A 24,839-nucleotide genomic window follows, 5' to 3' on the forward strand; every position below is an offset into this window, starting at 1 on the left:
GAGGAGCCTCCGTTTCGCTCCACGACTCTAACCGGAGGATCCTCCGGATCGCAAGGGGAGCAGCCAGATGAGCACCGCACCCGCCGCCACGAGCGGCAAGCCGCTGCGCGCCGACGCCGCGCGGAACCGCGCCCGGCTGGTCGAGGTCGCCGCGGCGGCGCTCGCCGAGGACGGCGACGTCGCGCTGGAGGCGATCGCGCAGCGGGCCGGTGTCGGGATCGGCACGCTGTACCGGCACTTCCCGGAGCGCGGTGCCCTGGTCGAGGCGGCCTACCGGCAGGAGGTCACCGAGCTCTGCGACGCCGCGCCGGCGCTGCTCGACGGGGACCGGCCGGCGGTCGAGGCGCTGCGGGACTGGATGGGCCGGTTCGTCCGGTACGCCGCTGCGAAGCGGGGGATGGGCGGCGCGCTGCGGGCCGCCGTCGGGTCGGACTCGTCGCTGTTCGCCGAGACCCGGGACCGGATCATCGCGGCGCTCGACGTGCTGCTGGACGCCGGCCGGGCCGACGGCTCCGTGCGGCCGGACGTCGACGGCGAGCAGGTGATGCTGGCGATGGGCGGGGTGTGGAACGTGCCGGACTCGGACCGGTGGGCGGAGCGCGTGCGCGGGCTGCTCGACCTGGTCGTCGACGGCCTGCGGTACGGCGCCGTGAGCCGCGCGCGCTGAGCGCGCCGACGCCCGGCACCTCCGCGAGGTGCCGGGCGTGCGCGCGGCCGGTCAGGCCTGCTGCAGGTAGGCCGCGATCCGGTCGAAGGCGCCCTGCCAGGCCTGCCCCTCGAAGAAGTCGCGGACCTCGGGCGTCGGGAAGCCGCTCTGCACGACGTCCATCCGGGTGCCGCCCTCGACGGCCTCGAACGTGACGACGACGTGGGTCGTCATCGTCTGGCCGTCCGGGCTGCTGCCGACGGACTCGGTGACCAGGCGGTGCGGCCGGTCGATCTCGAGGAACGTCTGCGTCTCGCGGAACAGCTCGTCGCGGCTGGGTCCCCACACCGCGGTCTGCTGCCCGCCGACCCGCAGGTCCACCTCGATCTCGACCACCCCCGGCTCGGTGTCGAGGATGGCGAACCAGATGCGCTGCTTCTCCGCGTCGGTGTAGGCGTCGAAGACCTCCTCCGGCGTGGCGGGCAGCACCCGGGTGGCACGGAGCTCGAGGTCGGTGGCGTCGGTGGTCATGGTGTCGGTCCTTCCGGTCGGTCGTCGTCGCGCGTGCCGCGCTGCAGGGTGAAGAAGGCGTCCAGGCCGTCGAGCCGGCGCTCCCAGAGGCGCTGGTAGAACCCGATCCAGGACATGGCGTCGTCCAGTCGCTCGGTGCCCAGGCGGCACTGCCGTGCGCGCCCGACCTTCTCGGTGACGACCAGGCCCGCGTCCTCGAGCACCCGCACGTGCTTGGTCATGCCCGTGAGGGTGATGCCGTGCGGCTCGGCGAGCTGGCCGATGGTGGCCGGACCCTCGCCGAGGCGCGTGAGGACGTCGCGCCGGGTCGCGTCGGACAGGGCCGCGAAGACCTCGTCCAGATGCTCTTGCTGAACCATGTGGTTCACCGTAACACTGAACCGAACGGTAGACAATAGCGATCTGGCGCGGAGGCCGGCGGCGGTGACGCGGGTCAGTCCGCGCGGGCCGCGCGGTAGGACGGCCGCCGGACGCGCGCCGCCCAGGCGGGCACGCGCAGGTCCCCCGGGACGTGGGCGACCGGGTCGAAGCGCAGGTCCGCGTCGTCGGCGTCGCCGGGCCGGGCCGGGCACACCAGGCGGCCGCACCGCTGCCACGGCCCGCCCGGCCGGGCGGAGAGCAGGATCAGGTCGATGCTGCCGTCGTCGGGGGTGTCCGGCATCGGCACGGCGGCGACCAGGACGGCGCGACCCTCGGCGTCGAGGAACGGCATCAGCGTCCCGTGCGGGCCCGCGAGCGGGTGCCGGCGCGGCACGAGCAGGAAACGGGAGAGCCGGCCGAGGCCGGTGGTCGACAGCAGGAGGTCCTGCGGGCGGCCGTCGCGCTGCCAGCGCACCGCGATGCCGAAGACGTCGGGGAGCGGGCGCGGCAGGCCGGCGGCGCGGGACACCCGGGCGACCGCGGTCGCGACGTAGGGCGCGCCGAGCTCCCGGGCGCCGGGGGCGTCGCTGTCGTCCAGCACGAGCGTGCCGCGCCGCACGACGCCGCGCGGGTGCAGCGGGCGCGGGGTCGGCCGCAGGCGGCGGACGGCAGCCGTGGCCGCACGCAGGACCGCGCCGACGGCGTCGGCCGGCGCGGTCCTGGCGGTCATCGGCGTGCTGCCGGTGCTCAGGCGCGCGTCGTGCGGGCCGAGCGGTCGCGACGCGGCCACAGCGCGATCGCGAGGCCGGCCAGCGCGGACACGATGTGCAGGACGTTGTCCGCGCCGTTGATGTTGAGGAAGTTCCACTCGGGCCGGTTCGCCACGATCAGGCCGTACACGAACGTCGCGCCGTAGCCGATGAACAGCAGCCAGCCGTAGGTGCGGGCCTTGCTCGAGGTGCTCCACAGCGCGATGCCGGCCAGGCCGATCACGATGTGCACGATGTTGTGCAGCGGGTTGATCGCGAAGCCGAGCAGGGTCTGCGAGTGGTCGTGCTCGGTGAAGCCGTCGAACCCGGTCACCAGGAACCCGGCGAGGCCGACGACCAGGTACACGACGCCGATGGTGAGCGCCAGGTACTGGTGCGGCTCGCGGGCGGTGGTGGTGCGGGCGGGCGTGGCGGATGCAGACATCGTGGGTACCCCCTGTGCGTACGCGGGCCTCCGGCGCCGGGGCGGCCGGTGGCGCTCTGCCGGGCGCCGGACTCTGGACGCGGGTGCTGCACGCCCAGCATGCGTCGGTGCTGGTGGGTGCGCATCTCGGCGCCGTCCCGGGGTGCGGCGGGCTCGGGTGCGCGGGATGCTCGTCGGCGACGCCCCGTCCGCTTGCCCCCAGGAGGACCGCATGACCGACGAGAGCCTGCCGCTGCGCCTGACCCGGAAGCTGGAGCGGTCGACCGCGCTCGACAAGCCCGTGGACGCCCTGCGCCCCGTCGTCCTCGCCGCGCTGCGCGCGCAGCCGAGGATCGCGGCGGTGCTGCACGGCAGGCCGATCGGGCACGCCGCGCACCCGCTCACGACCGACGTGCCGATCGGCTTCTGGGCGAGCTCTACCGTGCTGGACCTCGTGCCGGCGGGCGGGGACGGCCGCCGGCAAGCCTCCGACCTGCTGCTGGGGCTCGGCATCCTGTCCGCGGTCCCGGCCGCGGTCACCGGGCTCGCCGACTGGTCGGTGTCCGACCGCCGCACCCTGCGCGTCGGCTCGGTGCACGGGATGCTCAACAACGTCGCGCTCGGTCTCTACGGCACGTCGTGGCTGCTGCGCCGCGGCGGCCACCGCGGTCTCGGCGTCGCGGTCTCGCTCGGTGCCGGCGGCGTGCTGGGCGTCAGCGCGTACCTCGGCGGGCACATGGCCTCGCGGCTCGGCTCGCCACCGACGACCGCGTCCGGTCCCGCGGAGCCGGAGCGGGAGGGTCAGGCGCCGGAGGACGTGCCGGTCTGAGGCGGTCCGCTCCCCGCACCAGGCCCGACCTGGGGCGACGCGCCGGTGCGGGCGTCCCGGCGCTCCCCGGCGTCCCGGGTGCGGCCGAGGACGCACGCCCGTAGCGTCTGACGGCACGGACGCCCGGACCGGTGGCGCGCGACGGCGGGAGCAGCGTGGCGAGCACGGTCGACGGCAGCCCGGACCGGTCGTGGCGCGGAGCGCCCCGCCTGCTGCTGCGCGGTCCCGGCGGCGTCGTGCGGGTGCTCGCCGTCGTGTCCGTCGTGGTGGCGCTGACCGCGCGCGGACCGGTCGACGCGGCGCTGTTCGCGCTGGTGCTCGCCGGCCTGGTGGTCCCGCCGGCGGCGCGGGTCGGGCCGGCGCTGGACGCCGCCTACGGCGCGGGCCTGCTCGCGGCCGCGTGGGCCGGGGCGCTCGACCTCTACGAGGCGGTGTCCTGGCTCGACCTCGTCATGCACCTGGTGGTCACCGGGCTGATCGCCGCCGTCGCGCACCTTGCGCTCGCCCGGTGGACGGGGGCGGTCGCCGACCCCGGTGCCACCACGGGAGCCGACGGAGCGGCGCGGCGGGTCGGCGTGGTCGCGGTGACCACGGCGCTCGGCCTGGCGCTGAGCGTCTGGTGGGAGGTCGGGGAGTACCTCGGGCACACGTACGCCGACTCCTCGATCCACGTTGCGTACCGGGACACGGTCGGCGACATGGTGCTGGGCGGGATCGGCTCGACGGCGGCGGGCGTCGCGCTGGTCGTGACGGCCGCGCGCCGCGCCCGCTAGGACGCGTCCGGACCGGCGGCCTGGCGCTCCCGCGCCCGCTCCCAGAGCCGCAGCAGCACCGCGTCGTCCACGCCGGCGACGGCGCCGCCGGCGGCCCCGAGCGCAACGTCGGCGCCGCGCACCTCGGCGTGCAGCTGCTCCATCCGGCGGTCCAGCTGCTCCGCGACATCGGCCGCGTCGGCCAGGCTGGCGGCCAGGTGGCCCGGGACCTCGCCGTCGTACTTGTAGTAGATCTTGTGCTCGAGGCTGGCCCAGAAATCCATCGCGATGGTGCGGATCTGCAGCTCCACCGTCACCGGCACGGGCCCGGTGCTCAGGAACACCGGGATCTCGACGAGCGCGTGCAGGCTCTTGTACCCGTTGCCCTTCGGCTCGGCGATGTAGTCCTTGATCTTCAGCACCCGCACGCCCGACTGGGAGGTCAGCGTCTCGAGGATCCGGTAGGTGTCGGCGATGAAGCTGCACGTGATCCGCACCCCGGCGATGTCGGTGATCCCGGCGCGGATCGCCTCCGGCGTCAGCTCGAGCCCGCGCCGCAGCGCCTTGTCCAGGATGCTCGCGGGCGACTTGACCCGGGACCCCACGTGCTCGATCGGGTTGTACCGGTGCAGGTGCAGGAACTCGGTCCGCAGGATCGAGACCTTGGTGAGGATCTCGTCCACCGCGAACTGGTGCTCCATCTGCATCCGCGCGAAGCCCGCCTGCATCTGCCGGGCGAACGCGAGCATCGCGGGGTTCGGCGGCCCGCCCTCGGCGGGGTCCGGAAGCGGGGGGACGAGGTCGGGCACGTCGGGCTCCTGGGGTCGGGGGTGGCCGCTGCCATCCTCTCGCGCCGCGCGGCGCTGCCGGGTCGCCCGAGGTCCCGGGTGTCAGGTGCTCGCGCGGCAGACGACGGGCGTGTCCAGCAGGATCGCGGCCGGCTCCGTCCGGCGTCATTCCGCTCCACCTCGGCGGTCGCGCTCGACCTCGGCGCGGACGCGGGTGGCGCCGATCGGGGGAGACGGGGCCGTGGCGGGGAGCTCGTCGTGGAGGGCACCCGCGAGGTGCTCACCTGGGCTCCGGCGGGTGCGCCGGTCGCCTGGGCCCGCGAGCTCCGGGCGCTGGGCGTGCCGGTCGCCCCGGTGCCGCGCCACCCGGCCCGGGCCACGGCCGCGGCGTCCTGACCCGCGGGCGCCGTCGCGGGGTGACACCGCTGCACGGGTGGCTCGGGGACCGGTCCGCGATGCTCTGGTAACCGAGAAGAGCACGGCTCTTGTTCTCGGTTATCGCGATAAGCGAGAATAGTGCGTCCGATCTTCTCGCTCAGGAGGCACCGTGCTCGGCATCCCCTCGCACGAGTACGAGACGCTGCCGTGGGCGCCGCGTTCCGGCCGACGAGCGGAGATCGACGAGTACACCGCATCGATCCCGCCGCTGATCGCGCACGTGCACCTGGCGCCGTCGCCTGACGTGCTGGAGGCGTGCGGGCAAGCACGGGTCGACGTCGGCGTCCTCGAGCGGTCCTACGCCGGGCAGGTCGCGGCGCTGGAGCCGTTCCTGCTCCGCACCGAGGCCATCGCGTCGTCGCAGATCGAGGAGGAGCTGACCACCGTCGACCAGCTCGCCCGCGCGCAGCACGGCATCCGCGCGCCGCGGACGGCACGGACCGTCAAGGGCGCCATCGACGGGCTCGCCCTGCTGGTGTCCCGCGCCGGTGCGGGCGTCGAGCTCGCCGACGTCCTCGCCGCGCACCGGCCGCTGATGGCCGACGACCCCGACGAGAAGTGGGACGCGGGCACGCTCCGCGCGGTGCAGAACTGGATCGGCGGGTCCAACCGGTCGCCCCGCGGCGCCGTGCACGTGCCGCCCGCCCCGGAACGCGTGCCGGCACTGATGGCGGACCTGATCGCCTTCATGCGGCGTACGGACCTGGACCCCGTCGTGCAGGCTGCGGTCGCGCACGCGCAGTTCGAGTCGATCCACCCGTTCACGGACGGCAACGGCCGGATCGGCCGCTCGCTGATCAACGCGGTATGGCGGTACCGGGGCGTCACCCACGAGATGGCCGTGCCGGTGGCGTCGGCGATCGTCGCGGACAGGGAGCGGTACTTCCGGCTCGTCAACGACTACCGCCTCGGCGACGTCGGGGAGTTCGTGGCCTACCTCGCCGACGCCGCCGCACGTGCCACCGAGGCGGCGACGGTCTCCGCCGAGCGGCTGGCCTCCTTGCCCGAGCAGTGGCGCGAGCGGGTGCGCCCCCGAGCGGGTTCCGCCGTCGCGGTGCTCCTGCCCCTGCTCATCAGCAGACCCGTCGTGGACGCGTCGGACGTCGCCCGCCTGGCGGACGTGTCCTCGGCGCGGGCCTACGCGGCGATCGAGCGGCTCGTCGAGGCGGAGGTGCTGCGGCCGATCACCGAGTCGAGGCGTGACATGACCTGGGCCGCGGGCGAGGTGCTCGACGAGGCGGACCTGATGGTGGACCGGCTGCGGTTCGGCTGACCCGCGGGGCCCGACGGCTCAGCGCGCGCCGGCGGTGACCGGCACCTGCGGGTCGCCGCCCGCGTCGCCGGCCCGGGCGTCCGGCTCGCGCCGGAAGATGATCTTGAGGATCGGGAAGAACACCACGAACGAGATCAGCGCGTTGATGATCATCGTCACGACGTCGGCCCCGGTCTCGCCGGTCGTGCCCCAGCGGTCGATCATCCACTGGTAGATCGGGTCCTTGTAGAACCCCTGCAGCCAGGCGGCGACGAACGTGATGATCACGTAGGCGATCGCGTACCAGGTGGCCGCGCGCCACACGTTGCTGTCCGACTTGAACGTGACGTTGCGCTGCAGGAAGAAGTTGATGACCTGCGCGATCAGCAGCGTCAGCTGGACCGCGAGGAAGTACGCGAGGCCGCCGCCGCCCAGGGGAAGGGTCCCGGCGGGGTAGTCGAAGATGAAGAAGGTGCTGCCGTCGGCGTTGGTGTTCACCGCGAGCACCTGGAACGCGGTGTCCACCAGCGGGGTGAGGTTGAAGACCCACTTGAAGATCGGCATCAGCGCCAGCTGCAGGCCCGTCATGCCCTGGCTGATCAGCGTGAAGACGACGAACTCCGCCACGCCCGGGCGGGTCTCGGCGAAGCGCTGCCAGGCGGTGCGGATGCGGCGGATCATCGCGACGTCCCTCTCCCTCGGGCGCCCGGCTCGTCCCGGGGTCCGAGGTCATGGAAGCCGACGGTCGGCGGTGCCGGGGCCCCGTCGGCACAACCTGTCGCGAGGCGTCGACATGTTGTCGTGGGGCGTGTGCCGGGGGCGGGCGCCGAGCCGCCGATCGGGTGGCTCCGTGTCAGCGGTGCGCCGGTACCTCGTCCGTGATCCCGAGCGCCTGCGTCCCCATGACGCGCAGCAGCTCCAGCTTCTGCGCGTCCTCGCTGCCGGGGGCGGCGGTGTAGACGACGATCCGCAGGTCGTCGCCCGGCACGGACAGCACGTCGCAGTCGAGCGTGATCGGCCCGACGGGCGTCCGGGTCATCGTCTTGCGGCTGGACCGGTGCTCCGCGACGCGCGCGGACCCCCAGCGCCGCGCGAAGTCCGGCGACTCGGACTTCAACCGGGCGACCAGCCGCGCGAGGTCGCGGTCGCCGGGGTAGCGCCCGACGGCGGCACGGAGGTCGGCGGTGAGGTCGGCGGCGAAGTCCTCCTCGTGCTGGTCCTCGAACTCCACGCCGGGGTGCCCGGTCGTGAAGTACCGCCAGGCGAGGTTGCGGTCGAGCCCGACGTCGCCGGCCGGGTCGGTGCCGAGCGCGGCCCACAGCGGGTTCCACCGGAGGATGTCGAAGGTCGCCGTGAACACGGCCAGCGGCACGTCGCCCAGCCGGTCGACGACGCGCTGCACGCCGGGGGTGATCTGGCGCGGGACGAGCCCGCGGTCGGGCGGGGCGGCACCGGCGACGCGGTACAGGTGGTCGCGCTCGGCGTCGGTCAGGCGCAGGGCCCGGGCCAGCGCGCCGAGCAGCTGCGGCGACGGGTTGGTCGCGCGGCCCTGCTCCAGCCGCACGATGTAGTCCACGCTGACGCCGGCGAGGGTCGCGAGCTCCTCCCGACGCAGCCCGCGCGCCCGGCGGCCGACGCCGGCGGGCATGCCGACGTCGGCGGGACCGATCCGGTCCCGCCAGGACCGCAGCACCTCCGCGAACTCGCTCATGCGCCCATCCTGGCCCCGGTTCGGGCCGGCTGGGTGGTACTGCCGGTCCCACCGTCGAGCGGGGCCTGGGGGACCGGGCGGACCGGCCGCAGTCTGGGTCCATGACCACCACGCTGATCACCGGGGCCAACAAGAGCCTCGGCCTGGAGACCACCCGCCGCCTCGTCGAGGCCGGCCACACCGTCTACGCCGGGATGCGCGACCTCGCGAACGGCGCCGCGGCGCGTGCGCTCGGCGCGCTCCCGGTGCAGCTCGACGTCACCGACCAGCACAGCGTCGACACCGCACTGGCGTCCCTGCCGGAGCTCGACGTGCTCGTGAACAACGCCGGCGTCATCGGCACCTCGTTCGGCGTCGACGACCTGGACGCCGCCGCGATGCAGGCCGTGCTCGACACGAACGTGCTCGGCATCGTCCGCGTCACCCAGGCGGCGCTGCCGCTGCTGCGCCGGTCGGCGAACCCCGTCGTCGTCAACGTCGCGTCGGGGGTCGGCTGGCCGCGGTTCCTCACCACCGAGGGGCGGGACGAGTACGGCGTCCCGGCCGTGCCCTACGCCGCGTCGAAGGCGGCCGTCATCGCGCTCACGGTGCAGTACGCGAAGAACCTGCCGGGGTTCCGGGTCAACGTCAGCGACCCGGGCTACACCTCGACGGACTTCAACGGGCACTCCGGGCACCAGACGGTGGCCGAGGGGACGGACGCGACCGTCGCGCTCGCCCTGCTCGGGCCGGACGGGCCGACGGGGGAGTTCCACGACCGGACCGGGCGCATCGCCTACTGACCCCGGAGCGTGGTCACCCCGGGCTAGCCTGCCGGGGTGACCGCGCCCCGTCCCGAGATCGCCTGGCCCCTGACCACCGAGCGACTCGTCCTCCGGCCCGCCACGCAGGACGACGCGCCCGCCGTCTTCCGGTACCGGCGCCTGCCCGAGGTCGCCCGGTGGATGACCGCGCAGCCCGAGGACGAGGCGTCGTTCACCGAGCGCCTGGTCCGGCCCGAGAACCTCGGGCCGACCGTGGTGGTGGAGCTGGACGGCACCGTCGTCGGCGACCTGCTGCTGCGCGTCGAGGACGCGTGGGGGCAGCTCGAGGTCGCGGGCGACGCCGCGCGCACGCAGGCCGAGATCGGGTGGGCGTTCCACCCCGAGGTCGCCGGGCAGGGGCTCGCGACGGAGGCCGTGCGGCGGCTGGTCGGGGCGATCTTCTCCGAGCTCGGGCTGCGCCGGGTGACGGCCGTGTGCTTCGCGGCCAACGCGCCGTCGTGGCGCCTGATGGAGCGGATCGGGATGCGGCGCGAGGCCACGTTCCGAGCGGACTCGCTGCACCGCGACGGGCAGTGGCTGGACTCGTACGCGTACGGGCTGCTGCGCGAGGAGTGGCAGGCGGGCGCGTCCGGGCGCTGAGGTCCGGCATCGGGCAGCAGCAGCGCCGCGGGTGGTAGACATACCGGCGCGCCGCCCGCCGGGCCGGCGCGTACCGCCGGCACGGGAGACGGACGTGGCGACGCCGCTGCTCAGGAGCAAGACCCGGGTCCCGGACCGCCGGCCGGGCCGGGTGGTCCGCGCCCGGCTGCTCGACCGCCTCGAGCGGGCGACGGCGACCCGGCTCGCCGTCGTGTCCGCGCCCGCGGGCTACGGCAAGACGACCCTGCTCACCGAGTGGCTCGCGACCCGGCCGGCGGGGGCGCCGGTCGCCTGGCTCGCGCTGGACCCGGCCGACGACGACCCCGCGGTGTTCTGGGCGTACCTGCTCGCCGCGGTGGACGCGGGCGTCCCGGGTACGGCCGAGGCCGCCGGGGCCGCGCTCGCCGCGGGGGAGCCGCACGACGCCGTGGCCACCACGCTGCTCAACGACCTCGACGGCCTGGACCGTGACCTGCTCGTGGTGCTGGACGACGTCCACGTGCTGCGGTCCGAGGCGGTCCTGGCGGGTCTGCGCCTGCTCGTCGAGCACCTGCCTGCCCGGGTGCACCTGGTGCTCGCGGCGCGGGCCGAGCCCGACCTGCCGCTACCCCGGCTCCGCGCCCGCGGCGAGCTGGTGGAGCTGCGCGCCGAGGACCTGCGGTTCACCCCCGAGGAGACGGCGGCGTACCTGGCCGGCGCCGGGGTCCCCCTGGACGCCGCGGACCTCGCGGCGGTCGCCCGGCACACCGAGGGCTGGGCCGCTGCGGTGCAGCTCGTCGTCCTGGCGCTGCAGGACTCCGGTGACGTCGCCGGCGTCCTCGCGGGCCTGAGCGGCGACCACCGGCACGTGGCGGACTACCTGGTCGACGAGGTGCTGCGCCACCAGTCGCCGGAGGTGCGCGCCTTCCTGCTGCGCACCAGCGTGCTCAGCCGCCTGTCCGGGCCGCTCTGCGACGCCGTCACCGACGGGCGCGACGGGGGTGAGGTGCTGGAGGCGCTGGACCGCGCGAACCTGTTCCTGGTGCCGCTGGACGACGGGCGCCGGTGGTTCCGGTACCACCACCTCTTCGCCGAGGTGCTGGCGGACCGGCTCGGCCGCGAGCAGGGCGCCGACGCCGTGGCGGACCTGCACCGCCGGGCCGCGCGGTGGCACGCCGAGCACGAGCACGGCGACCCGGCCGAGGCCGTGCGGCACGCGCTCGCCGGGCAGGACCACGCGCGGGCGGCCGAGCTGGTCGAGGCCGCCGTCCCCGCGATGCGCCGCGACCGCCGGGAGTCCACCCTCCGCGGCTGGATCGAGGCGCTGCCGGCGGACGTGGTCGGTGCCCGGCCGGTGCTCGCGCTCGGCCAGGTAGGCGCGCTGCTGGCGGAGGGCCGGGCGGCCGACGCCGCCGCGCTGCTGGACCACGTCGAGCGCGGCGTCGCGGAGGCCACGGGGGACGCGCCAGCGCCGGCCGAGGTCGCGGCGGTCGCCGGGCAGGCGGCCGTCTTCCGCGCCGCGCTGGCGCAGGCGGCCGGGGACGGCGAGGCGGTCGAGCGGCACGCGCGCCGGGCGACCGACCTGCTCGGGCCGGACGAGCACCTGGGCCGCGGCGCCGCCACCGGCCTGCTGGGGCTGGCCGCGTGGAGCCGCGGCGACCTCGACGAGGCGGAGCGGTGGTGGTCGGCGTCGCTCGACGCCCTGCTCGCGGCGGGGCACCACGCCGACGCGCTGGGCGCCGTCCTCGCCCTCGGCGACATCCGGACGGCGCAGGGCCGGCTGGCGGAGTCCGCGGACGGGTACGCGGGAGCGCTGGCCCGTGCCGAGATCGAGGGCGCGGCGCCGCGCGGGGCGGCCGACATGCACGTCGGGCTCGCGTCCGTCCTGCGCGAGCGGGGCGAGCTCGACGCCGCGCGCGGGCACCTCGACGCCGCCGACGCGCTGGGTGACGGCGCCGGGTTGCCGCAGAACCGGCACCGCCGGCTCGTCGCGGAGGCGCTGCTCCACGTGGCCGAGGGGGACGCCGACGCCGCCGTCGCGCTGCTGGACGAGGCGGAGCGCGCCTACGTGGGCGACTTCTTCCCGGACGTGCGGCCCGTGGCCGCCGTCCGGGCGGGCGTGCAGGCGCGCGCCGGTCTGCTGGAGCCCGCCCGGCGGTGGGCGCGGGGGTGGGAACCGGCGACAGACGGGGCGCCCCGCTACGTGCACGAGTACGAGCACCTCACCCACGTGCGCGTGCTGCTCGCCGAGCACCGCGCCGGCGGGACCCCAGGCGCCCTCGTGGACGCCGAGCGGCTGCTGGACCGGGTGCTCGCCGCGGCGGAGGACGGCGGCCGCACCGGATCGGTGGTCGAGGCGCTGGTGCTCCGGGCGCTGGTGCGGCAGGCGGACGGCGACGTCCCGGCGGCGCTCGCGGCGCTCGACCGGGCGGTCCGGCTCGCGGCGGGCACCGGGCACGTGCGCGTCCTCGTCGACGAGGGGCCACCGGTGGCCGCGCTGCTCGGCGTGCTCGCGCTGCGACCGGACGCACCCGCGCACGTCACGACGCTGCTCGCGGCGGTACCGGACGCGGCACCAACCGCGGCCGCTGCGCCGGGACCGGGCCTGCTGGACCCGCTGAGCGCCCGCGAGCGGGACGTGCTGCGCCTGCTCGCGACCGAGCTCGACGGGCCGGAGATCGCCCGGCACCTCGGGCTGTCGCTGAACACGGTCCGGACCCACACCGCGAGCGTCTACCGCAAGCTCGGCGTGCACGGCCGCCGGGCCGCGCTCCGCCGCGCCGAGGAGCTGGGGCTGCTCCGCGCCGGCCGCTGACGACCTTCACCCGCGCGCTCACCAGGTGTGGTGATCCGCGCTCACCACACCGGTTCCTACGGTGCGGGGCACGGGCGGCGGACGGCTGCCCCGACCTGCCGAGGAGCCACGATGTCCACCACCACCGCACGCGCCGACGTCCCCGCGGGGGCCCGCGGCGCCGCCCCGTACCGGGGGACCGCCCGGCTGGCCGGGGCGCTCTACCTGCTGACGTTCGCCAGCTCCATCCCCGCGCTCCCGCTGCTCGGCCCGCTGCTGGACGACCCGGCCGTCTACGTGCTCGGCGCCGGCGCCGACGGCTCCGTGGTGGCGGGTGCGCTGCTGGACCTGGTGAACGCGCTCGCCTGCGTCGGCACGGCCGTCGTCCTGTTCGGCGTGGTCAAGCGGTGGGGCGAGCACCTGGCGCTCGGCTTCCTCGCGTCGCGCCTGGTCGAGGCGGCGGTGATCGCGATCGGGGTGGTGAGCGTGCTCGCCGTGGTGACGCTGCGCCAGGACGGGCCCCCGGCCGGGGACGACGGCAGCGGGCTGGCCGCGGTCGCGCAGGGGCTCGTCGCGGTGCGGGACTGGACGTTCCTGCTCGGGCCCGGCGTGATGGCGGGGGTGAACGCGCTGCTGCTCGGGTCGCTCATGCTGCGGTCGGGGCTCGTGCCGCGGATGATCCCGATCGCGGGACTGGTGGGGGCGCCGCTGCTGATCGCCTCCGACCTGCTGACCATGGCCGGCGTGAACGAGCAGCTGTCGGTGCTGTCGGCCGTCGCGGTGGCGCCGATCTTCGTCTGGGAGCTGTCGCTCGGGCTGTGGCTGCTGGTGCGGGGGTTCCGGCCGGCGGCGTTCGTGGGTGCCGCGGCCGCCTGATCGGCCCGGGAGGGCGGCGGCGCGCCCGGCGTGCTAGGTGGGCCCCGTGGGGATCGAACCCACAACCCGCGGATTAAAAGTCCGCTGCTCTGCCAGTTGAGCTAGAGGCCCGGGAAGCGCGGGGATCGAACGGCGGATCCCTCGGGAGCACTCCCGTGTCGCCGGCAGGAGAACGGTGCCGCGCCGACGGCGACGACGTCGACGGTACCGCGTCCGCGGTGCGCCGTCGGAGCGGTCGCCACCCGGCGTCACGGACCCGAGGTCGCCGCCCCCGGGTCGGCGCCCGGCCCGGCGTCCGGGGCGAGCTGCGGCAGCTCCACGTCGAGGCACGACATCGCCACGGGGTCCCCGCCGGCGAGCGCGGTCACCCGCGCCGCCGCCTCCGACAGGCGGGCCTCGGGCAGGACCCCGCCCTGCACCGCCGCGACGAGCCCGTCCCGCATGCGGGCCGCGTGGTGGCCGTCGGTCGCCAGCACCGCGTCGGCGCCGGCGGCGACCGCCTGGACCGCGGCGTCGGGGAAGTCCCAGCGCAGGTTCACCGCGCCCATGCCGACCGAGTCCGTCATGGCGACGCCCTGGAAGCCCGTCTCGCGCAGGAGGGCGTAGGCGCGGGGGCTCAGGGACGCGGGCAGCTCCGAGTCGAGCGCCGCGTACTGCAGGTGGTTCAGCATGACGACGGTTGCGCCCGCGTCGACGGCGCGCTGGAACGGCAGGACGTCCGTCGCCGCCAGCTCGTCCAGGCCGGCCTCGACCAGCGACGACTCCCGGTGCGAGTCGACCGCCGAGCGCCCGTGGCCGGGGAAGTGCTTGACCGCCGAGGTGACGCCCGCGTCGGCGAGCCCGCGCGCGTAGGCCAGCCCGTACGCCGCGGCCTCCTCCGGGTCCGCGCTGAAGGACCGGTCGCCGATCACGCCCGCGGCGGGCCCGTCGTCCAGGTCCAGCACGGGGGCCAGGTCCAGGTCGACGCCGACGGCCGCCAGCGCCTGGCCGGTGGCCGCGGCCTGCCCACGGACGTCGTCGGGCGTTCCCTGGGCGGCCATCCGGCGCGGCGACGGGCCGGGGCCGACGACGTCGCGCATGTGCGCCACCCGTCCCGACTCCTCGTCGGTGGCCACGATCACCGGTCGCGCCGCCGCGGCGCGCAGCCCCGCGGTCAGCGCCGCCACCTGCTCGGCGCTGTGCGCGTTCCCGCCCGCGAGGAACACGCCGCCGACGCCGAGCTCCATGACCTGCTGCGCCAGCGGGTCGTCCGCGCGCGTCACCCCGGGCAGCCCGACGACCAGCACGGCGGCCGCCCGCTGCTGCAGGGGCGCGGGGGTGCAGGTCGGCGTAGGCGCCGGCGTGGGCCCGGAGGTGACGCTGGGCGCAGGTGCGCGCGCCGCCGCGGGGACCGGCTCGGGTGCGCCGGCACCGTCCGCCGCCGCCCACGCGAGGGGCACGGCGGCGAGCCCCACCGCGACGAGCGCGGCGGCCGCCAAGCCGCGCGCGCGGCCCGGCCGGGTCGCGCCGCGGGCGTGCCGGGGCGGGGACCCGGACCGGCCGGGAGTGGTGGGGGAGCGCACGACGGCAGGCTACGTCCCGCCACCCCGCGCCGCCGCCGAGGTGGACGGGCGGGCCCTGGCGCCCGTGCCGACGGTGCCGCCGAGCTGCGCCGGCGCTCGGAGCGCGGTGGCCGGACGCGCCGCCAGGACCGTGCCGGTGCTGACCGCCCTGGCTGACCGGACCTACCGACGGCTCTTCGCGGCGCAGGTCATCTCGCTCGCGGGCACCGGTCGGGCGACGGTCGCCCACGGGCTGCTCGCCTACGACCTCGCGGGCGCGGATGCCGGCCTGGTCCTCGGGACGCTGGCCGGCACGATCGTCGCGGACCAGACCGCCGAGATCGAGACGATGGAGCAGCTGCTCGCGGATATGTGACGACCCTCGACCGCAACGCCACCGGTGCCCCCTCGCCGGTGGCGTCGCCTTGTCTGCCGTGGCTGCTCGGAATACCCCCGGGGGGTATGCGGTTGTCGGGTGTGACGCCAGGAGCAGCACGCCTGGGCGGACGACGGGAGGACCACCGAGATGAGCCACGACGACCACGCCGGGCACGACCTCGTCAGCGCGGGCACCGCCGGTGCGGACCGGGCCCACCGGGACGAGCCGGGAGCAGCCCGGACCCGCGCAGCGGACGCCGACCACGGCTCGGCGGCCCACGACGCGCACGCGTCCGCCGGGCACGCGGAGCACGACGCGCACGCGGGCCATGAGGGACACGGCGGCCACGCGGGCCACGGCGGCCACGCGGGCCACGGCGGCCACGCGGGCCACGTGGAGAAGTTCCGCCGGCTGTTCTGGATCATGCTCGTGCTCGCGGTGCCCGTAGTGCTCGCCAGCAGCATGTTCGCGATGGTCCTCGGCTACGAGCTGCCGGACGCCGGCTGGCTGCCGTGGGTCTCCCCGCTGCTGGGCACGGTGATGTACGTCTGGGGCGGCGCCCCCTTCCTGAGCGGCGCCCGTGACGAGCTGCGTGCCAGGCGGCCGGGGATGATGCTGCTCATCGCCCTGGCCATCACCGTCGCGTTCGTCGCGTCCTGGTCGTCGAGCCTCGGTCTCGTGGGGCACGAGCTGGACTTCTGGTGGGAGCTCGCGCTGCTGATCGTGATCATGCTGCTCGGGCACTGGATCGAGATGCGCTCGCTCGCGCAGACCACCTCGGCGCTGGACTCCCTGGCCGCGTTGCTCCCGGACGAGGCGGAGCGCGTCGAGGGCGCCGGGGTCGTGCGCGTCTCTCCCGCCGACCTCGTCGTGGACGACGTCGTGCTCGTGCGGGCGGGCGCCCGCGTCCCCGCCGACGGCGTGGTCGTCGACGGCTCCGCTGAGGTGGACGAGTCCATGGTGACCGGGGAGTCGCGGACGGTGCCCCGCACCGCCGGCGAGCGGGTCGTCGCCGGGACCGTCGCGACCGACTCGGCCCTGCGCGTGCGGGTGACGGCGGTCGGCGACGACACGGCCCTGGCCGGCATCCAGCGGCTCGTGCTCGAGGCGCAGAGCTCGTCCTCGCGCGCGCAGCGGCTGGCCGACTCCGCCGCGGCGCTGCTGTTCTGGTTCGCCCTCGGAGCCGCCGCCGTCACCGCAGCGGTCTGGTCGATCGCCGGGCAGCCCGACGCGGCCGTGGTCCGGACCATCACCGTGCTCGTCATCGCCTGCCCCCACGCGCTCGGGCTCGCCATCCCGCTGGTCGTCTCGATCGCGACCGAGCGCGCCGCGCGTGGCGGCGTCCTGGTCAAGGACCGGCTCGCGCTGGAGAGCATGCGCACCGTCGGCACCGTGGTCTTCGACAAGACCGGCACGCTGACCAAGGGGCAGCCGACCGTCGCCGACGTCCGTACCGCGGCGGACCTCGACCGCGACCAGGTCCTGGCTCTGGCCGCGTCCGCCGAGGCCGACAGCGAGCACCCGCTCGCCCGTGCCGTCGTCGCCGCGGCCACCCACCTCGACGTGCCCGCAGCGACGGACTTCACGTCCTCGCCCGCGGTCGGCGTCCGCGCGCGCATCGACGGCCGTGTCGTCGAGGTCGGCGGCCCCCGCCTGCTGCACCAGCGGGGGGTCGAGGAGCTCGACGGTCTCGAGCAGTGGCGCAGTGACGGCGCGACCATCCTGCACGTCCTGGTCGACGGTCGGGTGGCCGGTGCGCTCGAGCTCGCCGACGAGGTCCGGGAGGAGTCCAGGACGGCGGTCCGGGAGCTGCGCGACCGGGGCGTCGACGTCGTCATGATCACCGGTGACGCCGAGGCGGTCGCCCGCTCGGTGGCGGCCGAGCTCGGCATCGAGCGCTTCTACGCCGGCGTGCGACCCGAGGACAAGTCCGCCAAGGTCGGCGAGCTCCAGGGCGAGGGCCGGACGGTCGCGATGGTGGGCGACGGCGTGAACGACGCGCCCGCGCTCGCCCAGGCCGACGTCGGCATCGCGATCGGGGCCGGCACCGACGTCGCCATCGCCTCGGCCGGGGTGATCCTGGCCAGCGACGACCCGCGCTCGGTGGTGTCCGTCATCGAGCTGTCGGACGCCAGCTACCGCAAGATGAAGCAGAACCTCTGGTGGGCCGCGGGGTACAACCTCGTCGCGGTCCCTCTTGCGGCGGGCGTGCTCGCACCGGTCGGGTTCGTGATGCCGATGTCCGTCGGCGCACTGCTGATGTCCGTCTCGACCGTCGTCGTCGCGCTCAACGCCCAGCTCCTCCGACGGCTCGACCTGCGGCCGCGCTGACCTGCGGCGGCGGGCGTGGGGTGCCCACCGACCGCCGGGTCGAGGGCGACGCGCCGTCGGCGACTCACGGCCGGAGGAGCCACGCCGCGCGGACCGCGCGGCGTGGCTCAGGCCCTGCCGGCCGGCCGGAGCTCGTCGGCGAGCTCCTGGACCCGGACGTCCATCCGGACCAGCCGCGCGGCGCCCCAGACCTCCAGCCGGTCCGAGTAGGCGTTGAAGGCGACGGTGCGGTGGTCGTCGATGTACGCCGGCAGCGCCGCCGCCGACCGGAACCCCGCGCGGTCGGCGGCGGCACGCCACGCCGGCCACCGGGTCTCGGTGACGACGTCGGGCACCAGCACGCCGAAGAGCTGCTCCATCGCCAGCACGCACGGTCCGTCCTCGGCCCGCACCTCCGCCTGGTCGACGGCTGCCGCGCGCGGGTCGCTGCTGCCGACCTGGTGCAGAGCAGGCCCGTCCTTGACCGTGATGCTGCAGCAGGTCCCGTGGCCCATGTGCTCAGCCGCACGCAGTGCCAGGTCGTCCAGGGTGGTGTGCATCTCGTCGGGCCCCTCCGGTGCCGGGGAGCACCAGGCCGGTGACGGACACCCACGGTGCCGGACGGTCATCGACGTCGCGCCCATAGTCGCACGCCCCCCTCGTGGCGCACCGGGAGGCGTGGGTCAGCCGGCGAGCTCCGTGTACGTCTCGACCAGGCCGACGAACTCCGTGCGCAGCCCGTACGGATCCTCCCCGAGCGCGGTCACGGCGCGGTCCCGGGCGCGGGCCGCCTCGGCGCCGTCGGCGTGCTCGGACCCGGCCGCCACGAGGCCGAACTCGGCGACGGCGGACGCGAACCTGAAGTCGCTGCTGGGGGAGCGCGTGTACGTGTCGGCGCCGGCGGGGACGACGACCTCGGTGCTCTCGGTCGCGCCCGGCTCCTTGTAGCGGACGTGCACCGTCAGGAAGTCGTCGGAGCCCACCGTCGCGCGGTCCTGGTACCTCAGGTCGTCGTCGCCTGCGTCGTCGTCGTCCGCCCGCACGAGCTCGTAGAACGCGGTCACCGAGTGCCCGGCACCGACGTCGCCGGCGTCCGTGGCGTCGTCCTCGAACTCCTCGTCCTCCAGGCGCCGGTTGTCGTAGCCCAGCAGCCGGTACCGGGAGACGGCCGCGGGGTTGAGCTCGACCTGCACCTTGAGGTCCTGGGCGACGACGAACATCGTGGAGTCGAACTCGTCGACCAGGACCTTGCGCGCCTCGTCGACGGTGTCGATGTAGGCGTAGTTGCCGTTCCCGTGGTCGGCGATCGCCTCCATCGTGCTGTCCTTGAGGTTGCCCATGCCGAACCCGAGGACCGAGATGTGCACGCCCGTGCTCGCGTGCTCCTCGATCAGCTCCGTGAGCTGCTCGGGGGTCGACGGCCCGACGTTGAAGTCCCCGTCGGTCGCCAGCACGACCCGGTTGTTCCCGCCCTCGATGAAGTTCTTGGTCGCGAGCTCGTACGCGGTCTGCAGTCCTGCCGCCCCGCCGGTCGACCCCCCGGCGCGCAGCTCGCGCAGGATCTGCACGAGCCGCTTGCGCTCGCTCCCCGGCACCGAGTCGGCCAGCACGGCGTCGCTGCCGGCGTAGGTCACGATCGAGACGGTGTCGTCCTCGTCGAGCTGCTCGACGAGGAGCGCGAACGACTCGGCGAGCAGCGGGAGCTTGTTGGGCTCGTCCATCGACCCGGACACGTCGAGCAGGAAGACGACGTTGTTGCCCCGGCTGGTCGGCACCGCCTCCGTCGCCTGCACGCCGATCATCGCGAGCTGATGCTCCGGCGCCCACGGCGCGTCGGCGACCTGCGTGGTCACGGTGAACGGGTCCGCCGCGTCCGCCGCGGGGGCCGGGTAGTCGTAGTCGAAGTAGTTGACCAGCTCCTCGATCCGCACCCCCTCCGGCTCGACCCCCTGCGTCAGCTGCCGGCGCAGGTTGCTGTACGACGCGGTGTCGACGTCGGACGCGAACGTCGACAGCGGGCTCGTGGCCACGTCCTGGAACGGCTGCTCCGGGGAGTCGTCGTACTCCTCCTGCGGGGTGGTGGGAACGTCCCGCCACTGCTCGGGGGCGAGGGCGTCGTCCTGTATCGCCTCCTGCCCGTAGGAGGCGTCGCTCGACCCGCCCGTGCCGCACGCACCGAGCGCCCCGAGCACCGCCAGCGCGGCCGCCGTCGCGACCACACGGTCCCGCCGCCGCCCCGAGGACCCGGGACGAGCACCTGTCGACCACCGACCGCGCATGTGACCCCTCCATCGTCTGAGGACTGCATGCTCGCGGACCGCTGACCAGCGCGGACAGCACGGGACGGTCACGCGACCGTACCGTTCTGGTCACGGTGGACGGCGGCGGGTCAGCGGAGCCGCGCGCATCGGGCCTACCCGCCTTGCCCGCCCTGCCCGGCCTCCTGGAGGACCGTGTGCGCGTGGTCGACGACGTCGACCCCGGCTTCCTGGGCCTGCGCGAGGAGCAGCATGCGTGCGGCATCCGGACGCAACGCGTGCTTGGCGACCAGGAAGCCCACGGCGGTGTCGACGACGCCGCGCATCGCGAGCTCCTGCGGGGCGCGGACCGCCCGGGCGCGGGAGGCGAACGTCAGGTCCGCGTTGGTCGTCACCAACCCGGCGAGCGCCCCGACCGCGGCGCGGAGCAGCTCGACCCGGCCCTCGAAGGCACGGGGGTCTGCGGCGTAGACGTTCAACGACGCCCGCACCGACCCGGTTGCCGTCTCCACCGGCATCGACAGGCTCGAGCGCACCCCCTCCTCGGTGGCGGCGGTGGCGTACATCTGCCACCGGTCCTCGTCGAGGAGGTCGGGTGCCGAGCGCTCCTCGCCGGAGGCGGCGGACTCCAGGCAGGGGCCCCCGTGCTCGCTCTGCGCCAGGTCGATCGCCAGGGACCGTGACGACGTCGAGACGAACGTCAGCGTGAGGTCCTCGGTCAGGACGGCGAGGCTGACCCCGACCGTCGAGGGCACGATCGTCTCGATGCGATCGGCCAGGCTCTGCAGGGTGTCCTCCACGTCGCCGCCGCCGGCGGCGGCGAGGTACGACAGCACCTGTCGGGTCTCGGGCAGCGGTTGCACGCACGTTCCTCGGGTTCGACCTGCGGCGCCCTGGCTCGACAGCCGGTCTCCAGGTTGCCACGGCCCGCTCGTCGTCGCTCGTGCGGTCACCCCGTCACCGGTGGTCGGCCGGGAGAGCGGGATCGCCGGTGCTCGCCTCGCACGGCCCGGCCCGGCGTGTGACGCTGGCGGACCACGGCGCAGAGTGATCGCCGTGCCGCCCGCGGGACGCCGTGGCTGCCCGGGACCGCAGGCTCGCCTCGACACCGGCTGGAGGAGCGATGAAGCCACTGACCCCGACCACGCACGCTGCGCTGGACTACACGCTGGGCGCCACGCTGCTGACCGCCCCGCACCTGCTGGGCCTGACCCGCGGGGCACGCGCGTTCTTCGGTGCCTTCGGCGCCGTGGCGATCGGCGTCAACGCCCTGACGGACAGCCCGCTGGGCGTGCGGCGGGTGATCCCGTGGCGCACGCACCGGGCGATCGACCTGGCGTCCGACCCGGTGTTCGCCGTGCTGCCCGTCGTCACCGGCATCGCGAGGGACCCGCGCGCCCGGGCGCTGTGGCTGACGGCGAGCGCCGCGCTCGCGGCCGCCGTCGTCCTCACCGACTGGGAGGTCGCCGGTGACTGAGACCGCGACGGCCGTGGGCACCGGACCGCGGGAGCCGGGCCACGGCGGGTCCACCGCGGGAGGTGCGCCGGACGCCACCCACCTCGGCGCGATCCACGCCTACGCCGCGGACCACCTCGACGAGCTGGTCGGGCAGCTGGCGGACTGGGTGCGGATCCCGGGTGTCGCCGGCGTCGCCGAGAACCAGATGACGCTGCAGCGCTCGGCGAACTGGCTCGCCGGGGTGCTGCGCGCCACCGGGTTCCCTCGGGTCGAGCTGTGAGAGGTCGAGGACGGTGCCCCCGCGGTGTACGCGGAGTGGTGCGAGGCCCCCGGCGCGCCGACCGTGCTGGTCTACAGCCACCACGACGTGCGCAGCGCGAAGCCGCAGAACTGGGGCCAGGTCGACCCGTTCGACCCCGCGGTCCGGGACGGCCGGCTCTGGGGGCGCGGCACCTCGGACGCCAAGGGCCAGGTGCTGTGCCACGTCTGGGGTCTGCGCGCCCACCTCGAGGCGACCGGCCGCACGGCGCCCGCGGTCAACGTCAAGCTGCTGGTCGAGGGCGAGGAGGAGGCGCAGTCCACCCACCTCGCCCAGCTGCTGGACGAGCACCCCGGGGCGACCGCGGCCGACGTCGTGCTGCTGAGCGACACGGTGCTGTGGCGAGCTGACGCGCCGGCCGTGTGCCTGGGACTGCGGGGGTCGCTGAACGCGACGCTCACCGTCACCGGCCCTGGCCGGGACGCGCACAGCGGCGCGGTCTCGGGACCGGCCCCGAACCCGCTGCACGCCGTCGCCGCGCTGGTCGCGCGGCTGCACGACGAGCGGGACCGCGTGACGATCCCCGGGTTCTACGACGACGTCGAGCCGGTCCCCGACGCCGAGCGCGCGGCGATCGCCGCCCTGCCGTACTCGGACGAGGACTGGCTGGCGCGCTCGGAGACGCACCGGATCATCGGCGAGGAGGGCTGGTCGCCGCTGGAGCGCCTGTGGCTGCGCCCCGCCGTCGAGGTGCTGACCATCGCCGCCGGTGACGTGGACCCGCCGACCCGCGGGGCGATCCCGTCGGTGGCCCGGGTCGACCTGAGCTTCCGCACCGTGCCGGGTCAGCGGGTGCACCGGGTGGCGGAGCAGCTGCGCGCCTGGGTCGCCGAGCAGATCCCCGGTTACGTGGACTGGGAGCTGACGATCCCGCTCGAGAGCACCCAGGAGGCGTACCGGACGCCTGACGACGTGCCCGCACTCGCGGTGCTGCGCGCGGCGATGGCCGACGGGTGGCGCACCGACCACGTCGGGTCGATGCGCAACGCCGGTGGGTCGCCCGCGTCGCTGCTGCACGACACCACCGGGGCGCCGGTGCTGTTCTTCGGCACCGGACTCGTGGAGGACCACTGGCACGACAGCGACGAGAGCGTGCTGATCGACCTGCTGCGTGCCGGAACGGCGACGCTGGCGTCGTTCTGGGAGCGCCTCGGCGCGGCGCCGGCGCCGGTCGGACGGTCCTGAGCCGGTCGCCGGGTGGGCGGGTGCGGCAGGCCGTGCCTAGCCTGGCCTGAGCGAGCGCGGCCCGCTCCGAGGGCGACCGGCGGCCGACGCGGGGAGGCGCCATGAGCGGCCGAGGACCGGACCAGCCCGTGCGGTGCACGACCACGCTGCAGCGGTGGGAGTCGCTCACGTTCCTGCACTGGCCGTACGCCCCCGACGACGTCGCCGCGCTGCTGCCGCCGGGCCTCGTGCCGGACACCGTGGACGGCACCGCCTGGGTCGGGGTCACGCCGTTCCTCATGCGGGACGTCCGCGTACCCGGCGTGCCCGCCGTCCCGCGGTGGTCGCGGTTCGTCGAGGTCAACGTCCGCACCTACGTCCGGCACCCGCGCAGCGGCACCGACGGGCTCTGGTTCCTGGCCCTGGTGTGCCCGCGGCGGGCGGTCGTCGGCGCGCTGCGCACGGTCGGGCTGCCCTACCACCGGGCCGACGGCTCCGGCCACGACGACGCGGATGCCGTGTCCTACCGGGTCCGGGTGCGCGGCGGCGGCGCGTTGCGCGCGCGGGTCGTGCCGGGCGGGCGGATGACCGAGCCCGACCCGTGGCACGTCTCGGTCACCGGCCGGTGGGGCGCGTACACGCAGCGGGCGGGGCGGCTGTGGCGGGTGCCGGTGGAGCACGCACCCTGGCCGCTGCACGAGGCCACGGCCCCGGAGCTCGCCACGGACCTGCTGCAGCGGTGCGGGTTGCCGCGGCCCACCGGCGCCCCGCGCGTGTGCTGGTCCCCGGGCGTCGACGCGCGCATCGGGCTGCCGCACCTGCTGCCGGCGGGCCGCGGCTGATCAACGCCGGCGCGGCAGACGCGGGACGCCGCCCCGCGGCGACCGGGTGCGCCCGCTCGGGCGCGCTCGTAGCGTGGCCGGACGCCCGGACCACGGGCGGACCGCCCACCCGACCCGCAGGAGGACGCGATGCGCACGACGGAGATGCTGCAGACCTACCCCGGCACGGTGGACCTCGACCGCGAGCAGCTGGCGCGCGTCGTCGACGCGCTCGTGGAGTGCGCACAGGCGTGCACCGCCTGCGCCGACGCCTGTCTCGGCGAGGAGATGGTGGCCGACCTGCGCACCTGCATCCGCACGAACCTCGACTGCGCCGACAGCTGCGGCACCGTCTCCCGGATCCTGTCGCGGCAGACCGGCGGCGACGCCACCGTCACCCGCGCGCACCTCGAGGCGTGCGTCGTCGCCTGCCGGGCGTGCGGTGACCAGTGCGAGAAGCACGCCGGGATGCACGAGCACTGCCGGGTGTGCGCCGAGGCCTGCCGCGCGTGCGAGCAGGTGTGCCGGGAGCTGCTCGCCACCCTCTCCTGACCGGACGGTCCAGGCGGAACCCGGTACCGGCCGACCGCCGGTGGTCGGCCGCTGGACCCGGCGGCTCGGTCAGGCGCCGGCGGTTCCCGCCAGGTGCCCGCCGAGGTGCCGGGTGAGGTCGTCCACGGCGCCCGGGACGACCGTGTAGTAGGCCCACACCCCGCGCTTCTCCCGGGTCACGAACCCGGCCTCCGTGAGGACCTTGAGGTGGTGCGACACGGTCGGCTGGGACAGCCCCACCGGCTCCGTCAGGTCGCAGACGCACGCCTCGCCGCCGTCGTGCGCGGCGATGATCGACAGCAGCCGCAGGCGGGCCGGGTCGGCCAGCGCCTTCAGCGTGCGGGCGGTCCGGTCGGCGTCCTCGGCGGACATGGTGCTGCCGGTGACCGGGCTGCAGCAGGCGGTCGACGTCGGGATGCTCACGGGGAGCAGGTCCAGGGCCATGCCGCCATCCTCGCTCAGACATCGACCGTTGTCGATGTTGACAGCTGTCGATGTCTGCGT

General features: G+C 75.5%; 28 protein-coding genes and 1 tRNA gene. 16 read left to right on the top strand and 13 right to left on the bottom strand.

The window, feature by feature from the left end:
- Window positions 1–67 precede the first annotated feature (67 nt).
- Window positions 68–667 (top strand): TetR/AcrR family transcriptional regulator, encoded by a 600-nt coding sequence (locus AC1050_RS11130; protein WP_482387468.1) that lies wholly within the window; start codon window positions 68–70, stop codon window positions 665–667.
- Window positions 668–718: 51 nt separating this feature from the next.
- On the opposite strand, the gene AC1050_RS11135 is transcribed toward AC1050_RS11130, so the two are convergent.
- The 4 genes from AC1050_RS11135 to AC1050_RS11150 all read right to left on the bottom strand — a co-directional run bounded on the left by AC1050_RS11135 (window position 719) and on the right by AC1050_RS11150 (window position 2,731).
- On the bottom strand, window positions 719–1,177 hold the full coding sequence (locus AC1050_RS11135) for an SRPBCC family protein (RefSeq protein WP_482387469.1): 459 nt from the start codon (window positions 1,175–1,177) through the stop codon (window positions 719–721).
- Window positions 1,174–1,536: an ArsR/SmtB family transcription factor gene (locus AC1050_RS11140; RefSeq protein ID WP_482387470.1), complete on the bottom strand. Its 363-nt coding sequence runs from the start codon at window positions 1,534–1,536 to the stop codon at window positions 1,174–1,176. Before AC1050_RS11140 ends, AC1050_RS11135 begins: the two co-directional genes overlap by 4 nt.
- Window positions 1,537–1,610: 74 nt before the next feature.
- Window positions 1,611–2,267, bottom strand: coding sequence for a hypothetical protein (locus tag AC1050_RS11145; protein WP_482387471.1), 657 nt, complete (start codon window positions 2,265–2,267; stop codon window positions 1,611–1,613).
- Window positions 2,268–2,284: 17 nt separating this feature from the next.
- On the bottom strand, window positions 2,285–2,731 hold the full coding sequence (locus AC1050_RS11150; RefSeq protein WP_482387472.1) for a DUF4383 domain-containing protein: 447 nt from the start codon (window positions 2,729–2,731) through the stop codon (window positions 2,285–2,287).
- 211 nt (window positions 2,732–2,942) lie between these two features.
- Here AC1050_RS11150 and AC1050_RS11155 point away from each other — a divergent pair, with 211 nt between their 5' ends.
- Window positions 2,943–3,539 (top strand): DUF2231 domain-containing protein, encoded by a 597-nt coding sequence (locus AC1050_RS11155; protein WP_482387473.1) that lies wholly within the window; start codon window positions 2,943–2,945, stop codon window positions 3,537–3,539.
- A 155-nt stretch (window positions 3,540–3,694) separates the two neighbouring features.
- Window positions 3,695–4,312: a DUF2238 domain-containing protein gene (locus tag AC1050_RS11160; protein WP_482387474.1), complete on the top strand. Its 618-nt coding sequence runs from the start codon at window positions 3,695–3,697 to the stop codon at window positions 4,310–4,312.
- On the opposite strand, the gene AC1050_RS11165 is transcribed toward AC1050_RS11160, so the two are convergent.
- Window positions 4,309–5,040, bottom strand: a complete 732-nt coding sequence (locus tag AC1050_RS11165; RefSeq protein ID WP_482387929.1) for a GTP pyrophosphokinase — start codon at window positions 5,038–5,040, stop codon at window positions 4,309–4,311. The two genes, AC1050_RS11160 and AC1050_RS11165, sit on opposite strands and share 4 nt — an antisense overlap.
- A 297-nt stretch (window positions 5,041–5,337) precedes the next feature.
- On the opposite strand from AC1050_RS11165, the gene AC1050_RS11170 reads away from it, so the two are divergent.
- Both AC1050_RS11170 and AC1050_RS11175 read left to right on the top strand, forming a co-directional pair.
- Window positions 5,338–5,475 carry a hypothetical protein gene (locus AC1050_RS11170; protein ID WP_482387475.1) on the top strand — a complete coding sequence of 46 codons (138 nt, stop codon included), beginning with the start codon at window positions 5,338–5,340 and terminating at the stop codon, window positions 5,473–5,475.
- 151 nt (window positions 5,476–5,626) lie between these two features.
- A complete protein-coding gene (locus AC1050_RS11175) occupies window positions 5,627–6,790 on the top strand; it encodes a Fic family protein (RefSeq protein WP_482387476.1) in 1,164 nt (387 codons plus the stop codon).
- Window positions 6,791–6,808: 18 nt separating this feature from the next.
- Here AC1050_RS11175 and AC1050_RS11180 read toward each other — a convergent pair whose 3' ends face one another.
- Window positions 6,809–7,450, bottom strand: a complete 642-nt coding sequence (locus tag AC1050_RS11180; protein WP_482387477.1) for a hypothetical protein — start codon at window positions 7,448–7,450, stop codon at window positions 6,809–6,811.
- 172 nt (window positions 7,451–7,622) lie between these two features.
- On the bottom strand, window positions 7,623–8,480 hold the full coding sequence (locus tag AC1050_RS11185) for a helix-turn-helix transcriptional regulator (protein WP_482387478.1): 858 nt from the start codon (window positions 8,478–8,480) through the stop codon (window positions 7,623–7,625).
- 101 nt (window positions 8,481–8,581) lie between these two features.
- Between AC1050_RS11185 and AC1050_RS11190 the strand changes: the two genes are divergently transcribed.
- The 4 genes from AC1050_RS11190 to AC1050_RS11205 all read left to right on the top strand — a co-directional run bounded on the left by AC1050_RS11190 (window position 8,582) and on the right by AC1050_RS11205 (window position 13,532).
- Window positions 8,582–9,262, top strand: coding sequence for an SDR family NAD(P)-dependent oxidoreductase (locus AC1050_RS11190; protein ID WP_482387479.1), 681 nt, complete (start codon window positions 8,582–8,584; stop codon window positions 9,260–9,262).
- Window positions 9,263–9,298: 36 nt separating this feature from the next.
- Window positions 9,299–9,883, top strand: coding sequence for a GNAT family N-acetyltransferase (locus tag AC1050_RS11195; protein WP_482387480.1), 585 nt, complete (start codon window positions 9,299–9,301; stop codon window positions 9,881–9,883).
- Window positions 9,884–9,977: 94 nt separating this feature from the next.
- Window positions 9,978–12,677, top strand: a complete 2,700-nt coding sequence (locus AC1050_RS11200) for a winged helix-turn-helix domain-containing protein (RefSeq protein WP_482387481.1) — start codon at window positions 9,978–9,980, stop codon at window positions 12,675–12,677.
- Between the two features lie 111 nt (window positions 12,678–12,788).
- Window positions 12,789–13,532, top strand: coding sequence for a DUF4386 domain-containing protein (locus tag AC1050_RS11205; RefSeq protein WP_482387482.1), 744 nt, complete (start codon window positions 12,789–12,791; stop codon window positions 13,530–13,532).
- A 38-nt stretch (window positions 13,533–13,570) separates the two neighbouring features.
- Here the strand turns inward: AC1050_RS11205 and AC1050_RS11210 are convergent.
- Both AC1050_RS11210 and AC1050_RS11215 read right to left on the bottom strand, forming a co-directional pair.
- Window positions 13,571–13,643 (bottom strand) — tRNA-Lys (locus AC1050_RS11210).
- A gap of 137 nt (window positions 13,644–13,780) precedes the next feature.
- The gene (locus AC1050_RS11215; protein ID WP_482387483.1) at window positions 13,781–15,094 is read right to left on the bottom strand and encodes a glycoside hydrolase family 3 N-terminal domain-containing protein; all 1,314 of its coding nucleotides are present in this window, start codon (window positions 15,092–15,094) and stop codon (window positions 13,781–13,783) included.
- A 136-nt stretch (window positions 15,095–15,230) separates the two neighbouring features.
- Between AC1050_RS11215 and AC1050_RS11220 the strand changes: the two genes are divergently transcribed.
- Together AC1050_RS11220 and AC1050_RS11225 are read left to right on the top strand one after the other, a co-directional pair.
- Window positions 15,231–15,449: a hypothetical protein gene (locus tag AC1050_RS11220; protein ID WP_482387484.1), complete on the top strand. Its 219-nt coding sequence runs from the start codon at window positions 15,231–15,233 to the stop codon at window positions 15,447–15,449.
- Between the two features lie 150 nt (window positions 15,450–15,599).
- Window positions 15,600–17,783, top strand: coding sequence for a heavy metal translocating P-type ATPase (locus AC1050_RS11225; RefSeq protein ID WP_482387485.1), 2,184 nt, complete (start codon window positions 15,600–15,602; stop codon window positions 17,781–17,783).
- A 107-nt stretch (window positions 17,784–17,890) separates the two neighbouring features.
- Here the strand turns inward: AC1050_RS11225 and AC1050_RS11230 are convergent, their stop codons facing one another.
- From AC1050_RS11230 to AC1050_RS11240, 3 genes are all read right to left on the bottom strand, one after another.
- The gene (locus tag AC1050_RS11230) at window positions 17,891–18,322 is read right to left on the bottom strand and encodes a hypothetical protein (RefSeq protein WP_482387486.1); all 432 of its coding nucleotides are present in this window, start codon (window positions 18,320–18,322) and stop codon (window positions 17,891–17,893) included.
- A gap of 123 nt (window positions 18,323–18,445) precedes the next feature.
- The gene (locus tag AC1050_RS11235; RefSeq protein ID WP_482387487.1) at window positions 18,446–19,981 is read right to left on the bottom strand and encodes a vWA domain-containing protein; all 1,536 of its coding nucleotides are present in this window, start codon (window positions 19,979–19,981) and stop codon (window positions 18,446–18,448) included.
- Window positions 19,982–20,175: 194 nt separating this feature from the next.
- Window positions 20,176–20,883 (bottom strand): hypothetical protein, encoded by a 708-nt coding sequence (locus AC1050_RS11240; RefSeq protein WP_482387488.1) that lies wholly within the window; start codon window positions 20,881–20,883, stop codon window positions 20,176–20,178.
- A 260-nt stretch (window positions 20,884–21,143) separates the two neighbouring features.
- Between AC1050_RS11240 and AC1050_RS11245 the strand changes: the two genes are divergently transcribed.
- The 5 genes from AC1050_RS11245 to AC1050_RS11265 all read left to right on the top strand — a co-directional run bounded on the left by AC1050_RS11245 (window position 21,144) and on the right by AC1050_RS11265 (window position 24,335).
- A complete protein-coding gene (locus tag AC1050_RS11245; RefSeq protein WP_482387489.1) occupies window positions 21,144–21,497 on the top strand; it encodes a hypothetical protein in 354 nt (117 codons plus the stop codon).
- On the top strand, window positions 21,490–21,759 hold the full coding sequence (locus AC1050_RS11250) for a hypothetical protein (RefSeq protein ID WP_482387490.1): 270 nt from the start codon (window positions 21,490–21,492) through the stop codon (window positions 21,757–21,759). The genes AC1050_RS11245 and AC1050_RS11250 overlap by 8 nt, the downstream gene beginning before the upstream one ends.
- A 24-nt stretch (window positions 21,760–21,783) precedes the next feature.
- Window positions 21,784–22,983 (top strand): M20/M25/M40 family metallo-hydrolase, encoded by a 1,200-nt coding sequence (locus AC1050_RS11255; RefSeq protein WP_482387491.1) that lies wholly within the window; start codon window positions 21,784–21,786, stop codon window positions 22,981–22,983.
- A 101-nt stretch (window positions 22,984–23,084) separates the two neighbouring features.
- Window positions 23,085–23,804 carry a YqjF family protein gene (locus tag AC1050_RS11260; protein WP_482387492.1) on the top strand — a complete coding sequence of 240 codons (720 nt, stop codon included), beginning with the start codon at window positions 23,085–23,087 and terminating at the stop codon, window positions 23,802–23,804.
- Between the two features lie 129 nt (window positions 23,805–23,933).
- Window positions 23,934–24,335, top strand: coding sequence for a four-helix bundle copper-binding protein (locus AC1050_RS11265; protein ID WP_482387493.1), 402 nt, complete (start codon window positions 23,934–23,936; stop codon window positions 24,333–24,335).
- Window positions 24,336–24,404: 69 nt separating this feature from the next.
- On the opposite strand, the gene AC1050_RS11270 is transcribed toward AC1050_RS11265, so the two are convergent.
- Window positions 24,405–24,779 carry an ArsR/SmtB family transcription factor gene (locus AC1050_RS11270; RefSeq protein ID WP_482387494.1) on the bottom strand — a complete coding sequence of 125 codons (375 nt, stop codon included), beginning with the start codon at window positions 24,777–24,779 and terminating at the stop codon, window positions 24,405–24,407.
- Window positions 24,780–24,839: the final 60 nt, after the last annotated feature.

Source organism: Cellulomonas sp. NEAU-ZC6, assembly GCF_056844425.1.